Source organism: Pseudomonas sp. FEN, from assembly GCF_904067045.1.
GTDB lineage: Bacteria > Pseudomonadota > Gammaproteobacteria > Pseudomonadales > Pseudomonadaceae > Aquipseudomonas.
Window position 1 is genome coordinate 133,724 of sequence record NZ_CAJFDC010000033.1, and the last position, 15,084, is coordinate 148,807.

The window sequence follows — 15,084 nt, forward strand, 5'->3', positions numbered from 1 at the left end:
TAAAACCTGCAAGCGCGGTACATCAGACATAACCAGAACTATGGTTTTACGACTGCTGCGCAGCCGAGCGCGGGCAAGCCCGCTCGCCACAGGTGTCATCCTTTGCCTGAGAGTCCTCAGAACCTGGTGGTCTGCCGCAGCAACTGCGCCGCCGGACTGTCCGCCGGCGCCACCATGGCGTAGTTGTAGCCGCTGCCGGACCAGTACTCGGCCTGCAGCTCGCCGTCCCGCCGGCCACCGCGCTCCAGCAGATAATTCTTCGGTCCCGGCGGCCGCACGTAGTAGCTGATCCGCTGTCCTTGCGAGTTTTCATACAGGACCATCGCCGCCGCCCCCTGCTCGGTGCTCAGCAAGCGCGCGCTGACCGGCTTGAACCCGGCATTCTGCAAATTCGGTAAACGGTTGGCCTGGGTGAAATACCGGTCGAGCCAGTTTTGCAGGTCGCCATTGTGCTCGACCTTGAAGTCCGCCGGCAGGATGTCCTGGGTCGCGAATATCCGATAGGCCTGTACCGCATCGGCCATCGGCGCGGGCAGCGGGAAGATCATCTGCCGGGCCTGCCAGCCGCTGAGGCCGCCGAGGGTCACGGCCATCAGCAACACCGCGGCACTGGCCAGGTGGCGCCGGGACTGAGCGCGCAGACGCTGGCGAATCAGCGTCGGGTCCAGCGTCGGGTTCGCCGGCATCTGCAAGACACCACCCAGGGCGGCGCGCAGATGCTGGGCATCGCGCTGCCAGTCGCTGACCTGCTTGGCCAGTTCCGGGTGGCTCGCCAGGTAAGTCTCGAGCAACTGCCGGTCGGCATCGCTGAGCTGATGATCGACGTAGGCGTGCAGGTCGCGTTCGCTTGGAGGAATAGTGATCATTTCAATATCCGCAGGGAAGGGCTGCTGATTTCGCCGTCGCTGAGCTGGCGCAGGGCCTGGCGGGCGCGGGACAGGCGCGACATCACGGTGCCGGTGGGGACGGCGAGAATCTCGGCGACTTCCTTATAACTCAAACCCTCCACCGAGACCCAGAGCAGCAGCGCCCGTTGTTCGACGGGCAATAGCTCGAAGGCTTCCAGGCTCGACTGGGCCATCACCGTGCGTTCCACCGAGGGCTGGGTGTCGTCGCGGCCGGTGAAGAACTCGAGCATTCGCGCATAGCGCTTGCCGCGACGGTGGGAGTCGATGAATTGCCGATACAGGATCGAGAACAGCCAGGCCCGCAGGTCGCCTTCGGCACGCTTGCGACCCCAACTGGACAGGGCCCGCTCCAGGGCGGCCTGGACCAGATCGTCGGCGCTGCTGGGATCGCGCGTCAGTGACACGGCGAAGCGCCGCATCCGTGGGATCAGTTCACGTAACTGCTCATCGAGATCGTTCATGGAGTCCTGCGGGTTCTTGATCGGTCACTCGGCTTGGACTAGCAAGACGCCCGGCCTCGAAGGTTATTCCAATGGCTGGAAAATAAATATCCGGAAAAATAAATCGGGGGGCTGGAATAAAGCGGATCGGCCTGCGTCCTATAGCTCCTTCACCGTGTGGCCGCCTCAGGCCCTGGAGTTCTTTCATGGTAGATCACACATCGCCACCCCTCGGCGCTTCGAGCAAGGCCTTGCGCCTGGCCGGCATCGCCGTCGTGGTCGGCGCCCTGGCCGGGGCCTTTGCCTATGTCAACGGGCGGCTCGACCCGGGGCGCCTGACGCCCGGGCGCATCATCAATACATTCGAGAAGAACAATGGCCTGCATGCCGGTTTCCGGCGCAATCATGCCAAGGGGGTGTGCGTGGCCGGGTATTTTGAAAGCAGCGATGCCGCGCGCGGCTATTCCAGTGCCCAGGTTTTTCGCGAAGGCAGCGTGCCAGTGGAAGGGCGCTTCGCCTTGCCCAGTGGCAACCCCTATGCGCCGGACAGCAGCGTACCGATTCGCAGCCTCGGCTTGCGTTTTACCCAGGCCAACGGCCAGCAATGGCGTACCGGGATGAACAGCATGCCGGTGTTTCCGGTGGCGACGCCTGAAGCCTTCTTCCAGCAGTTGCAGGCGGCCGCGCCCGACCCGAGCACCGGTAAGCCGAACCCGGCGGCCATGGCGGCGTTCTTCGCCAGCCACCCGGAAACCGCGCCGTTCCTGCAGTGGGTCAAGACGGCCAAGCCGTCGGCCAGCTACGCCAGCGAAAGCTACAACGGTCTGAATGCCTTCTACCTGGTCAACGCCGCCGGCCAGCGCCAGGCCGTGCGCTGGGGGCTGGTACCGCTGAGCCAGGACGTGGCGGGGACGACGGCGCCGGACGGTGCCGATTTCCTCGCCAGGGACCTGACGCAGCGCCTGGCCGCGGGGCCGTTGAAATGGCAGTTGCGCATCACCCTGGCCAATCCCGGCGACCCCACGGACGATGCCAGCCGGCAATGGACCGGCGAGCACAAGGTGCTCGATGCCGGCACCCTGGTGCTGGAAAGCACCCAGCCCCAGGACGACGGCGATTGTCGCGATATCAATTACGACCCGCTGGTCTTGCCGAGTGGTATCGAGGCCTCGGCCGATCCGTTGCTGGCGGCGCGTTCGGCGGCCTATGCCAGTTCCTATCTGCGTCGCGCCAGCGAGGTCGGTTCGTTGCCCGTCGCCCATCCGTCACAGGAGTCCCGCCCATGAATGCCCCTTCGAGTCACTTCGCGCCCGTGGCACGCCTGCTGCACTGGTTGATGGCGCTGATGATCCTGGCGATGCTGTTCGTCGGTGCCGGTATGGTGGCCTCGGTGTCCGAGCGGCACGAGTGGTTGCTGAATCTGCACAAGCCGCTGGGCGTCGCCATCCTGTTGTTGGTGATAGTGCGCCTGGTGGTGCGTTTCAGTACCCGCCAGCCGCCGCTGCCGAGCGACTTGCCGGGCTGGCAGGTGCTGGCGGCAAAGCTGTCCCACGGGTTGTTGTATGCCTTGATGCTGGTGTTGCCGCTGCTGGGCTGGGCGATGATTTCGGCGGCGGGGGATCCGCTGATGTTGAGCAGTTCGCTGCGATTGCCGGCGCTGGTACCGGCCAGTGCGACAACCTTTGCCTTTCTGCGCAAGGCCCATGGGTACCTGGCGTATCTGCTGTTTTTGACCGTGTTGGCGCACCTGGCGGCGGCGCTGTTCCATGGCTGGATTCGTCGCGACGGGGTGCTGGAAAGCATGGTGCGCGGCAAGGGTTGAAGACATGGGTTGTTCGGGCTGGCCTCTTCGCGGGCAAGCTCCGCTCCCACAGGTTTTCGGGTGTACCCAACACTTGGGTACTCCTCGAACACTGTGGGAGCGGAGCTTGCCCGCGAAGGCGTCCGTCCTGACAACGCCGACTCAAGGGTTTTCTGCCGCTTTCAGCGCCCCCCCCCCGGCATGTATGGCGGATCACTCGCGGGAAAACCGTTCGCGGCTGTTGCTCAGGTGCGTCCACATCGCCGCCCGCGCGGCATCCGGGTCCTGGCGGCGGATCGCGTTCAGGATCGCCTCGTGCTCCAGGCTGGCGAGCTGGCCCAGTTGTGCCAGGTCCACATCGCCGCGCTCCGCGCCCGGCACCCGGGTGCGCGGAATCATCGAGCTGCCCAGGTGCAGCAGGATCTCGGAAAAGTAGGCATTGCCAGTGGCTTCGGCGATCAGCAGGTGAAAACGCTGGTCGGCCGCCACGCAACTGTCGTTGTTGGCCAGCAGGCTCCGATACTCGTCCAGCGCCGCGCGCATCTGCTTGAGGTGTTCGTCGCTGCGCCGGCGTGCCGCGAGCGCCGCCGCCTGGGTTTCCAGACCCAGGCGCAACTCCAGCAGGTCGCGCACGCTCAGCGCGGTTTCCACATTCAGGCGCAAGCCATGGGGTTCCTGGCGCTCCAGCACGAAACTACCGACACCATGATGGGTTTCCACCCAGCCCGCGGCCTGCAATTTTGAAATCGCTTCGCGCACCACCGTGCGGCTGACCTTGTGCTCACGCACGATGGCGCTTTCCGAAGGCAGCTTGTCACCCGTTTTCAAATACCCGAGACGAATCTGCTGGGTCAGGTGATCGACCAGATCGTGGGCCAGGTTGGTGCTGCGTTTGCGCTGTGGCGCGGGAGAGGCGGTTTCAGGGCTCATGGCTATGTCACGCAGGGGCGAGGGGCAAGCTTAACACTCGTATGACAAGAGGCGTAACAATAGCCGCCTACATGTATGATAACCTGAAGTCACAAGCGGCTTATTCTATACGATCGCCTTGGCCAAACATTCAGCTGTGATTTCGGTGAATTTTATATTTCAAATAAAGTACTTATAAATCAGCAATTTATGAATTTTTCAGAACTTTTCGCGTGCGATTTCGACGATCCGTGCCTGGATATTTTGCCAGGGCTACTTGTTACGCTATTTTTCTACTCATATGATGACTGTCGACTGGCTCGTCTGATCCAGCACCCCCCGCACACAAAAACAACCCGTGGGAGACCTGTCGTGAACAACACTCAAGATCCGTCCGTCGTAACGGAACGCGATTCCCTGCTGGCCGGTGCCGTGGCGAAGGTCAAGCGCCATGTGCTGCCGCTGTTCGTCATCATGTTTATCGTCAACTACATCGACCGGGTGAATATCGGCTTCGTGCGCTCGCACCTGGAACACGACCTGGGAATCGGCGCCGCCGCCTATGGTTTTGGTGCCGGATTGTTCTTCATCGGCTATGCGCTGTTCGAAGTCCCTTCCAACATCCTCTTGCAGAAGGTCGGCGCGCGGCTCTGGCTGACGCGCATCATGTTCACCTGGGGGCTGGTGGCCACGGCCATGGCCTTTGCCCAGAACGAGACCCACTTCTATATCCTGCGTTTCCTGCTGGGGGTGGCCGAGGCCGGGTTCTTTCCCGGGGTGATCTACTACTTCACCCGCTGGCTGCCAGGGGTTGAGCGCGGCAAGGCGATCGCCATCTTCCTCAGCGGCTCGGCCGTGGCCTCGCTGGTTTCCGGCCCGCTGTCCGGGGCCCTGTTGCAGATCGAAGGTTTCGGCTGGCACGGCTGGCAGTGGATGTTCATCATCGAGGGCCTGGCCTCGGTGGTGCTCTGCGGGTTCACCTGGTTCTGGCTCGACTCCGCGCCCAAGGAGGCCAAGTGGCTGAGCGTCGCCGAACAGCAGCGACTGGTGCAGGTGATCGAAGACGAGCAGCGTGAGCGCGAGATCTCGATGCCGGTCAAACCGTCGATCTGGAGCTTGCTCAAGGACCGCCAGATCCTGTTGTTCTGCGTGTTGTATTTCTGCATCCAGCTGACCATCTACGCCGCCACCTTCTGGCTGCCCAGCATCATCAAGAAGATGGGCCAGCTCAGCGAGCTGCAGGTCGGCTTCTTCAATTCGATTCCCTGGCTGATCTCGATCATCGCCATGTATGCCTTCGCCGCCGCCTCGGGCAAGTGGAAGCATCAGCAGGCCTGGGTCGCCTCGGCGCTGCTGGTGGCGGCGTTGGGGATGTTCATGTCCACCACCGGCGGGCCGATCTTCGCCTTTGTCGCGGTGTGCTTCGCGGCCATCGGCTTCAAGTCCGCGTCGTCGCTGTTCTGGCCGATTCCCCAGGCTTACCTGGATGCGCGCATCGCGGCGGCGGTGATCGCGCTGATCAACTCCACGGGCAACCTCGGCGGTTTTGTCGCGCCGGCCACCTTCGGCTTGCTGGAGGAGCGCACCGGTTCGATCCAGGGCGGCTTGTACGGCCTGGCGGCGGCCTCGGTGATCGCCGCGATCCTGGTGTTCTTTGCCCGTACCCAGCCCAAGCCGGCCCACCCATTACCGGGGGCGGTCAGCCCGGCCCTGAACAAATCCCATTGAATACCGCGGTTGAACACAGGTACCCATCATGACGACAAACACTTTCAACGCGGCCGGTCAGGCCCCCGTCATCACCAGCTTGCAGGTTATCCCGGTCGCCGGCCACGACAGCATGCTGCTGAACCTTAGCGGTGCCCATGGCCCGTTTTTCACCCGCAACATCGTGATCATCAGCGATAGCAGTGGCCATACCGGCGTTGGTGAAGTTCCCGGCGGCGAGCGCATCCGCGCGACCCTGGAAGATGCCCGTTCACTGTTGCTGGGGCAGTCCATCGGCAATTACCAGAAGCTGCTCAATCAGGTGCGCCGCACCTTCGCTGAGCGTGATGCCGGCGGTCGCGGCCAGCAGACCTTCGACCTGCGTATCACTATTCATGCGGTGACGGCCCTGGAAGCCGCGCTGCTGGACCTGCTCGGCCAGTTCCTCGGCGTGCCCGTGGCGGCCTTGCTGGGTGAAGGCCAGCAACGTGATGCGGTGAAGGTGCTGGGTTATCTCTTCTATATCGGTGATCGTGGCCAGACCGACCTGGCCTATCGTCACGAGGCCGAGGCGGATGACGCCTGGTTTCGCCTGCGCCATGAAGAGGCCATGAGCCCCGAAGCCATTGTCAGGTTGGCCGAGGCCGCCCAGGCGCGTTACGGCTTCAATGACTTCAAGCTCAAGGGCGGCGTGCTCAGCGGCGCCGCGGAAATCGAGGCGGTGACAGCATTGGCCGAGCGCTTCCCGCTGGCGCGGATCACCCTCGATCCCAACGGTGCCTGGTCGCTGAAGGAGGCTATCGCCCTATGCCGTGACCAGCATCATGTGCTGGCTTATGCCGAGGACCCTTGTGGTGCCGAGCACGGTTATTCGGGGCGTGAGGTCATGGCCGAGTTCCGCCGGGCCACGGGCCTGCCGACGGCGACCAATATGATCGCCACCGACTGGCGGGAAATGGGCCACGCGATTCAGTTGCACGCCGTCGACATTCCCCTGGCCGATCCGCACTTCTGGACGATGCAGGGCTCGGTCCGGGTCGCGCAGATGTGCCATGAATGGGGCCTGACCTGGGGTTCGCATTCCAACAACCACTTCGATATTTCCCTGGCGATGTTCACCCATGTCGCCGCCGCCGCGCCGGGCGAGATCACCGCCATCGACACCCACTGGATCTGGCAGGACGGCCAGGGCTTGACCAAGGAGCCGTTGCAGATCATCGACGGTTTTATCCAGGTACCGCAAAAGCCCGGGCTGGGCATCGAGCTGGATCTGGATGCGCTGGCCAGGGCCCATGAGTGCTACAAGAACATGGGCCTCGGCGCCCGCGATGACAGTGTGTCGATGCAGTTCCTGATTCCCGGTTGGTCATTCAACAATAAGCGACCGTGTCTGCTGCGCTGAGACTGGTTCAATCTGGCGAAAAAACCTTCAGGAAAAGGTCGAACACGGTCTACCGTAGGAGCAAGCTTGCTGCTACGGGGGCCAATGTTGGTTCAGGTGAACAGCATTACCCGGGATAGAGTGTTGGGCTTGAGAGGGTGTATGCCGAAGTTTTACGACGCACGCGGGAATATCTATGCCGTGGCGAGTCCCGCCGAAGTGCGCGGATTGGGCCTGGATGTGCCGCCGAGTGCCGCGCAGGCAGCACGCCAGCGCCGGGGCTGGGCGCTGGCGGCGGTGCAGGCACTGTGTGGTTGGGGCGGCCAGGAGCCTGCGCGAGATGGCAAGCAGCATCGTTCGGATGGCTTGCTGGTCGGGCCGTTCCAGAGCCAGGCGCCGTTCGATCTGTTGATCGTCAATACCGACGGCACCCTGGCCGAGCGCAGCGGCAATGGCTTGACGATTTTCGCCCAGGCGCTGAGCGAGCAGGGCTTGCTGCCGGTTCAGGGCGCTTGCCTGTTACGCGTCCATCACGATCAGCCGAGTGGTCTCTCTCCGCTCGCCACTGTGGTCGAGCCGGCACGGGTCGAGGATCAACAAGGTTTCTGGCTGGACTTGGGGAAACCGGCGTTCGGCCCGGCGGCGGTGGCTGCCCTGGGGGTCGGCGAGGCTGAATTGAATGGCCGCCAGTTGAGCCATGTCGCGCAGTTGTCGCACTTGAATGCCGGCTGGCGGTGCAGCCAGTTCGTACGCCTCGGCAATCCGCATTGCGTGACGCTGGTCGAGGAGCCGGCGTTGCTGCCGAGTAACGCGCAGATGGCTGAGGCGGCCCTGGAGCCTGGCCTTACCCGACTCGCATTTGCCCCGCCGACCGGTGCTGGCAAGCCCTGTGCGGCAGGAGTGAATCTGCAATGGGCGACCCTGGTGGCACCGGGGCATTTGCAGGCCCGGGTATTCGAGCGTGGCGAAGGGCCGACGGCGTCTTCCGGCACCAGCGCCAGCGCGGTGGCCTGTGCCGCCTGGCGGGTCGGTTGGGTCGAGGCCGGCGAGGTCCGGGTCAGCATGCCCGGCGGCACGGCGCCGATCCGCCTGGTGGGCCAAGCGGATGAGTTGCAGAGTATCCATCTGTTTGGCACGGCCCGGCGCCAATCCTGAAGGGCGGCGTGATGCCGACATCCCGAGCAGAAAAAACACCCCCTCTACAAGCCCGTTTTGCCCTTGTCCAGCCTCGGCGGTTTTGGCTTGATGAGTCGGCGGGGTTGAAGGTCGACGAGTGCCTTGCCCTGATCGGCCCGTGACAATGGAGCCGAATTTCCGACTCGTTTAAATGGAATTTACGATGAGAACAATCAAAGGTTTATACACGGCGCTTGTGTGTGCCGGGCTGGTGTTCGGCGCTGGCTCCGCTTGTGCTCAACTACTGCCCGAGCCAGTCGCCAGCGATAAGAAAGTGGCCTCTTCCAGCACCACCGACGCGGTCGAGTCCAGTCCGGCGGAATTGCTGGAGGGCAGCCGCACCGATTATTTTTCATGCTCGGTCGGCCGCTTCAGGGGCGAACTCGAGGCCCGGGTCGTGTTCGCTTCCGCCGGCAGCACGGCGTACTTCGATGTCAGTGCGGTGAGGTATCGGATTGTCCGCAGCGGCGGTCAAGGTGGCGGCAACAAGGCCAATATCAACTTTCACCTGGACACCCTGAACAAACAGGGCGTGGTCAGGGCCAGTGACCCATACCGCTCGCCGGACACCTTGCGCCAGGATGGCAGTTGGCATCTGCTCGACGTCAACCGGATCGTGCGCACGGATCATCAGGGCGCGGTGACGTTCGAGTTCGTTTTCGACCGCTCGGTGGCCAGTGATACGCGTTGTGCCGCGCACAAGACCTACCAATGGTCCGGCACCCCGACCGTGCGTTCCAGCGCGGCTGATTGAGCCGAGTCAGGGCGCATCGAGTCCTGGCGCTTGGCGAATCAGGAAGTGATCGAGATTGTCGATTTCACAACTGAACACACTGAAGGTCTGGTCCGGGTTCTTCTTGCTCGGTACTTGCTTCAAGTGCGGCGTGACGCCGTAGAAGAAGCAATACAGGTCTTCAGCCTGGTCGATGACGCTCTTGATCTCTTCCAGGAACACCGTGCGCTGGCGGTAGTTGTCGATCAGCGCTTTGCTCAGGTAGACATTGATCGAGTAGCGTTTCTTGTCGACCCATAGCGGTTTGTCGAAGACCACGCTGAAGCTGGTTTTGTAGTCCTTGATTTCCTTGATCCGGCCCCAGTAGATCAGGCCCTGGCGGTCCTGGCAGTATTCGACCTTCTTGAAAAAGGCGTTGTAGTTCAGGGACAGTTCGCCAATGGTCAGGGGCATGCGTTTGAGCAAGTCCTTGTTGGCGTGGTTGGAGACGAAGCACTCCACCGGATGGGCAAACACGCTGGTACGGTTCGGCGCGGCCTTGGCTTCATGGGCGGCGGGGATGTCGACGGCAGCTGGCATCGGCTCCGCTGCTGGCGGCGCTGGACGGGTGTCGGCGGCGCTCGGAACCTTGCGCGTGTAAGTCCGGCGAGTCAGCAGCAGTTCGACGGGGAAGTTCTGTTCGCCTTCGATGTCGTCCAGCGGCTGCTCCGGATCGAGCGTGCTCGGTGCGGTTTCCGGGCTCAGGTACGGGCAGTCCGGCAGATGCCGGGTACTGGGCATGTTCTTGAAGTGTGGCGTTCGTTTGAAGCGCGGGTTGCTGGCGTTGTAGGTGGTAAGCCGGTTGCCGCTGTCGAACGCCGCGCGGCAGGCATCGTTCGGGCACTGGAAACTCTCCCGGCTTGAATCGAATTCCACCGTTTCATCGAAATTCAGATCGCGCACGTCATAGATCGTCAGTTTTTCGTCGAGGCTGACGCAATAGGCGTTGTCGAATTTCATGCCGGGTCCTGCCACCGCAGCTGCGCCGGTTCGCGTTTCACCAGGACCTTGCCGTCACGGATCGAATACAACGGCAGTCCCTGGCTGCGGATCATCTCGTAATCGCTGTCCGCCGAGAGGATCAGCAGGTTGGCCGGACGCCCGACTTCCAGTCCATAACGTTCGCCCAGGGCCATGGCCCTGGCACTGTTGTCCGTGACCAGGTCCAGCGCGTTTTGCAGGTTGCGATAACCGAGCATATGACAGATATGCAGCCCGGCCTCCAGCACCCGCAGGATGTTGCCGTTGCCCAGTGGATACCAGGGGTCGACGATCGAGTCCTGGCCGAAACAGACATTCATCCCGGCTTCCAGCAACTCGTTCACCCGGGTCACGCCGCGCCGCTTCGGAAAGTTATCGAAGCGTCCCTGCAAGTGAATGCTCTCGGTGGGGCAGGACACGAAGCTGATTCCCGAGGCTTTCAGCAAGCGGAACAGCTTGGCGCAGTAGGCGTTGTCATAGGAACCCATGGCCGTGGTATGGCTGGCGGTTACCCGCGAACCCATGTCGCGGCTGCGGGCTTCTTCGGCCAGCACTTCGAGGAAACGCGAGTGCGGGTCGTCGGTTTCGTCGCAATGCACGTCCACCAGGCAGCCGGTTCTTTCCGCCAGGTCCATCAGGAATTTCACCGAGGACACGCCCTGGTCGCGGGTGTATTCGAAATGTGGAATACCGCCGACCACATCGGCGCCGAGGTTGATCGCCTCGACCATCAGTTCCCGGCCATTGCGATAGGATTCGATGCCTTCCTGGGGAAACGCCACGATCTGCAGATCGATCAGATGCCGGGTTTCCTCGCGTATCTCGAGCATGGCCTTGAGCGCGGTCAGTTGCGGATCGGTGACGTCGACATGGGTGCGCACATGCTGGATGCCGTGGGCGGCGAGGTTGCGGATGGTTTTTTTGGCGCGGCGCTTGGTGTCGTCATGGGTGATGCTCGCCTTGCGTTCACCCCAGCACTCGATGCCTTCGAACAGGGTGCCGCTCATGTTCCAGCGCGGTTCGCCGGCGGTGAGCGTCGCGTCGAGGTGGATATGCGGCTCGACGAAAGGCGCGATCACCAGGTTGCCCTGGGCGTCGAGGTTGCCCTGGGCGTCGAGGTCGCCCGGGCCGGTCGTCAACGGGCCGGTTTGCGCGGTGATGCTGGCGATCCGTGCGTGTTCCAGGTGCAGCTCGTACAGGCCTTCGCGGTGACGCAGCTTGGCATTGCGGATATGCATGGGTGTGATCCTTGTGGTGTGGCTGAGGTCCTGTCCGTAGGGTAGGAGCGAGCAAGCTCGCTCCTACACCGTCAGCAGGCGCTCGCGCAACTTGGCGACCTCGTCGCGCATCTGCGCCGCTGCCTCGAACTCCAGGTCGCGGGCCAACTGGTACATCTTCTCTTCCAGCTGGCGGATACGTTTGGCGATCTCGCTCGGCGAGCGCAGTTCGTTTTCGTAGCGGGCGTTTTCCTCGGCAGCCTTGGCCATGCCCTTGCGCTTCTTGCTGCGCGAACCGGGTACGGTGGCGCCTTCCATGATGTCGGCGACATCCTTGAACACGCCCTTGGGCGTGATGCCATTGACCAGGTTATAGGCGATCTGTTTGTCGCGGCGGCGCTCGGTCTCGCCGATCGCCCGTTCCATGGAACCGGTGATGCGGTCGGCATAGAGGATCGCCCGGCCGTTGAGGTTACGCGCCGCCCGTCCGATGGTCTGGATCAGTGAGCGCTCGGAACGCAGGAAACCCTCCTTGTCCGCATCAAGGATGGCCACCAGCGACACCTCGGGCATGTCCAGGCCCTCGCGCAGCAGGTTGATCCCCACCAGCACGTCGAAGGTGCCCAGGCGCAGATCGCGGATGATCTCCACGCGCTCCACGGTGTCGATGTCCGAGTGCAGGTAACGCACCCGCACGCCATGGTCGGCGAGGTAGTCGGTGAGGTCCTCAGCCATGCGCTTGGTCAGGGTGGTGACCAGCACGCGCTCTTCCACGGCCACGCGCTTGCTGATTTCCGAGAGCAGGTCGTCGACCTGGGTCAGCGCCGGGCGGATCTCCACCTGCGGGTCCACCAGGCCGGTGGGGCGCACCACTTGCTCGACCACCCGGCCGGCGTGTTCGGCTTCGTAGTTGCCCGGCGTGGCGGAGACGAAGATGGTCTGCGGGCTCACCGCTTCCCACTCGTCGAAGCGCATCGGCCGGTTGTCCAGCGCCGAGGGCAGGCGGAAGCCGTATTCCACCAGGGTTTCCTTGCGCGAGCGGTCGCCCTTGTACATGGCGCCGACTTGCGGAACGCTGACGTGGGACTCGTCGATCACCAGCAGCGCGTCCGCCGGCAGGTAGTCGTAGAGGGTCGGCGGCGCCTCTCCGGAGGCGCGGCCGGAGAGGTAGCGCGAGTAGTTTTCGATGCCGTTGCAGTAGCCCAGTTCGAGGATCATTTCCAGGTCGAAGCGGGTGCGCTGTTCCAGGCGCTGGGCTTCCACCAGCTTGTTATTGTCGCGCAGGTAATCCAGGCGCTCCTTGAGCTCCTCCTTGATCCCGTCGATGGCCCCGAGCAGGGTCTCCCGTGGCGTCACATAGTGGCTTTTCGGGTAGAAGGTGAAGCGCGGCAGTTTGCGGATCACTTCGCCGGTCAGCGGGTCGAAGGCCGAGAGGCTTTCCACTTCATCGTCGAACAGCTCGATGCGGATCGCTTCCAGGTCGGATTCGGCCGGGTAGACGTCGATCACGTCGCCGCGCACACGGAAGGTGGCGCGGGCGAAGTCCATGTCGTTGCGGGTGTATTGCAGGTCGGCCAGGCGCCGTAGCAGGGCGCGCTGGTCGAGTTTGTCGCCACGGTCCACGTGCAGGACCATCTTCAGGTAGGTTTCCGGGCTGCCCAGGCCATAGATGCAGGACACCGTGGTGACGATGATGGCGTCCTTGCGCTCCAGCAGTGCCTTGGTCGCCGACAGGCGCATCTGTTCGATATGGTCGTTGATCGACGCATCCTTCTCGATAAAGGTATCGGAGGAGGGCACGTAGGCTTCCGGCTGGTAGTAGTCGTAGTAGGAAACGAAGTATTCCACGGCGTTGTTCGGGAAAAACGCCTTGAACTCGCCATACAGCTGCGCGGCCAGGGTCTTGTTTGGCGCCAGTACCAGGGTCGGGCGCTGCACCTGGGCGATGACGTTGGCGATGCTGAAGGTCTTGCCCGAGCCGGTCACCCCGAGCAGGGTCTGGTGGGCCAGGCCGGCTTCGATGCCCTCGACCATCTGGCGGATGGCTTCGGGCTGGTCGCCGGCGGGCTGGAAGCGGGTGACGAGCTGGAATTCGGACATAACCTACCTCTGGGTTCGTTCCCGCCTGACAGACATGGCAAAAACGAGAAAGGGTTTCTTACGACCGATGTCGTAGGGAAAAACCATGATAATGCTGGATATGGTACTTGGGGCGACAGCTTTCAAGGCAATCGAGTCCAGACATCCTGTTGCAATTGGACGGGTGTCCCGTAAATAAATGAAAAAACTTGTCACATTCCGACAATAGTCGGTCGCCCTGACCGGTGATGGCCTCTATACTAGCTCCCCGTTTGTGCACCGCTCTAGTGCAATCGGCTGGAGCGTTGTCACCCCCTCCACCCTCCATTCAGAGCCGCCGCAATAATGAGCCTGTTCTCCGCTGTCGAAATGGCACCACGCGATCCTATCCTGGGCCTCAACGAAGCATTCAATGCCGATCCCCGTACCGACAAGGTCAATCTGGGTGTTGGTGTTTACTGTGACGAAAGTGGGAAAATTCCACTGTTGCGGGCCGTTGTCGAAGCCGAGACCCAGCGCGCGGCTCAGCATGCCTCCCGTGGCTACTTGCCGATCGACGGTATTGCCGCCTACGACAAGGCCGTGCAAACCCTGTTGTTTGGTCAGGATTCGCCACTGATCGCGGCTGGTCGCGTCCTCACCACCCAGGCGGTCGGTGGTACCGGCGCGCTGAAAATCGGCGCTGACTTCCTCAAGCAACTGCTGCCGAACGCCACCGTCGCCATCAGTGACCCGAGCTGGGAAAACCATCGCGCGCTGTTTGAAACCGCCGGTTTCCCGGTGCGCAACTATCGCTACTACGATGCCGCGAGCAACGGTGTGAACCGTGCCGGTCTGCTGGAAGACCTCAACGCGCTGCCGCCCAAGTCCATCGTCGTGCTGCACGCCTGCTGCCACAACCCGACCGGTGTCGACCTGACTCCGGCCGACTGGCAGGACGTGCTGAACATCGTCAAAACCAAGGATCTGGTGCCGTTCCTCGATATGGCTTACCAGGGCTTTGGCGATGGCATCGATGAAGACGCCGCCGCCGTGCGTCTGTTCGCCGAGTCGGGCCTGACCTTCTTCGTCTCCAGCTCGTTCTCCAAGTCGTTCTCGCTGTACGGCGAGCGTGTCGGCGCACTGTCGATCGTCAGTGAGTCGAAAGAAGAAAGCGCCCGGGTCCTGTCCCAGGTCAAGCGCGTGATCCGCACCAACTACTCCAACCCGCCGACCCATGGCGCGAGCATTGTCGCGGCGGTGTTGAACAACCCTGAACTGCGCGCCCAGTGGGAATCGGAACTGGCCGAAATGCGCCTGCGCATTCGCGGCATGCGCATGCAGATGGTCGACCTGCTGGCCGAATACGGCGCCAAGCGCGACTTCAGCTTCGTCGGTCGTCAGCGCGGGATGTTCTCCTACTCCGGTCTGACCGTCGAGCAAGTGGCGCGCCTGAAAAGCGAGTTCGGCATCTATGCGCTGGATACCGGCCGAATCTGCGTGGCTTCGTTGAACCAGCGCAATATCGAAGCGGTGGTGAAGGCGATCGTTCAGGTGATCTGAGCGAACCGTTGACGCCCTGGCGCCCTCTGGAAAAGGCCTGCAGCGATGCAGGCCTTTTTTTCGTCTGGAGAAACCTGAGGTGTAACTTAAAACTCGGTGAAGAAATCTTCACCGCTACTTAAATCAGTGTTCATCCATGTCGCGAGCAAAAAATTATATATAGATGGCGGC

Annotated in this window: 13 protein-coding genes; 7 read left to right on the forward strand and 6 right to left on the reverse strand. The window is 62.5% G+C overall.

Going from position 1 to position 15,084, the window contains the following annotated elements:
- Window positions 1-116: 116 nt before the first annotated feature.
- Together PFEN_RS23135 and PFEN_RS23140 are read right to left on the reverse strand one after the other, a co-directional pair.
- Window positions 117-866: an anti-sigma factor family protein gene (locus PFEN_RS23135; RefSeq protein ID WP_191488989.1), complete on the reverse strand. Its 750-nt coding sequence runs from the start codon at window positions 864-866 to the stop codon at window positions 117-119.
- Window positions 863-1,369, reverse strand: coding sequence for a sigma-70 family RNA polymerase sigma factor (locus PFEN_RS23140; protein WP_191488990.1), 507 nt, complete (start codon window positions 1,367-1,369; stop codon window positions 863-865). The genes PFEN_RS23135 and PFEN_RS23140 overlap by 4 nt, the downstream gene beginning before the upstream one ends.
- A gap of 185 nt (window positions 1,370-1,554) precedes the next feature.
- On the opposite strand from PFEN_RS23140, the gene PFEN_RS23145 reads away from it, so the two are divergent.
- Both PFEN_RS23145 and PFEN_RS23150 read left to right on the forward strand, forming a co-directional pair.
- Complete coding sequence (locus PFEN_RS23145; protein WP_191488991.1) at window positions 1,555-2,634, forward strand: catalase family peroxidase; 1,080 nt, start codon at window positions 1,555-1,557, stop codon at window positions 2,632-2,634.
- The gene (locus PFEN_RS23150) at window positions 2,631-3,170 is read left to right on the forward strand and encodes a cytochrome b (protein ID WP_191488992.1); all 540 of its coding nucleotides are present in this window, start codon (window positions 2,631-2,633) and stop codon (window positions 3,168-3,170) included. The genes PFEN_RS23145 and PFEN_RS23150 overlap by 4 nt, the downstream gene beginning before the upstream one ends.
- A gap of 192 nt (window positions 3,171-3,362) precedes the next feature.
- On the opposite strand, the gene PFEN_RS23155 is transcribed toward PFEN_RS23150, so the two are convergent.
- A complete protein-coding gene (locus PFEN_RS23155; RefSeq protein ID WP_191488993.1) occupies window positions 3,363-4,079 on the reverse strand; it encodes a FadR/GntR family transcriptional regulator in 717 nt (238 codons plus the stop codon).
- Window positions 4,080-4,430: 351 nt separating this feature from the next.
- Here PFEN_RS23155 and PFEN_RS23160 point away from each other — a divergent pair, with 351 nt between their 5' ends.
- The 4 genes from PFEN_RS23160 (at window position 4,431) to PFEN_RS23175 (ending at window position 9,076) form a co-directional block, all read left to right on the forward strand.
- A complete protein-coding gene (locus tag PFEN_RS23160; protein WP_191488994.1) occupies window positions 4,431-5,786 on the forward strand; it encodes an MFS transporter in 1,356 nt (451 codons plus the stop codon).
- Window positions 5,787-5,814: 28 nt separating this feature from the next.
- Window positions 5,815-7,167: a glucarate dehydratase gene (gene gudD / locus PFEN_RS23165; RefSeq protein ID WP_191488995.1), complete on the forward strand. Its 1,353-nt coding sequence runs from the start codon at window positions 5,815-5,817 to the stop codon at window positions 7,165-7,167.
- Between the two features lie 141 nt (window positions 7,168-7,308).
- Window positions 7,309-8,301 (forward strand): diaminopimelate epimerase, encoded by a 993-nt coding sequence (locus PFEN_RS23170; protein WP_191488996.1) that lies wholly within the window; start codon window positions 7,309-7,311, stop codon window positions 8,299-8,301.
- Between the two features lie 184 nt (window positions 8,302-8,485).
- Window positions 8,486-9,076, forward strand: coding sequence for a hypothetical protein (locus PFEN_RS23175; protein ID WP_191488997.1), 591 nt, complete (start codon window positions 8,486-8,488; stop codon window positions 9,074-9,076).
- A gap of 6 nt (window positions 9,077-9,082) precedes the next feature.
- Here the strand turns inward: PFEN_RS23175 and PFEN_RS23180 are convergent, their stop codons facing one another.
- The 3 genes from PFEN_RS23180 to uvrB form a co-directional block, all read right to left on the reverse strand.
- On the reverse strand, window positions 9,083-10,054 hold the full coding sequence (locus PFEN_RS23180; protein WP_191488998.1) for a hypothetical protein: 972 nt from the start codon (window positions 10,052-10,054) through the stop codon (window positions 9,083-9,085).
- Window positions 10,051-11,313, reverse strand: coding sequence for a cytosine deaminase (gene codA, locus PFEN_RS23185; RefSeq protein WP_191488999.1), 1,263 nt, complete (start codon window positions 11,311-11,313; stop codon window positions 10,051-10,053). The genes PFEN_RS23180 and codA overlap by 4 nt, the downstream gene beginning before the upstream one ends.
- Before the next feature lie 63 nt (window positions 11,314-11,376).
- Window positions 11,377-13,392 (reverse strand): excinuclease ABC subunit UvrB, encoded by a 2,016-nt coding sequence (gene uvrB / locus PFEN_RS23190; RefSeq protein ID WP_191489000.1) that lies wholly within the window; start codon window positions 13,390-13,392, stop codon window positions 11,377-11,379.
- A gap of 324 nt (window positions 13,393-13,716) precedes the next feature.
- Here uvrB and PFEN_RS23195 point away from each other — a divergent pair, with 324 nt between their 5' ends.
- Complete coding sequence (locus PFEN_RS23195; protein ID WP_191489001.1) at window positions 13,717-14,913, forward strand: amino acid aminotransferase; 1,197 nt, start codon at window positions 13,717-13,719, stop codon at window positions 14,911-14,913.
- The last annotated feature ends 171 nt before the right edge of the window (window positions 14,914-15,084 follow it).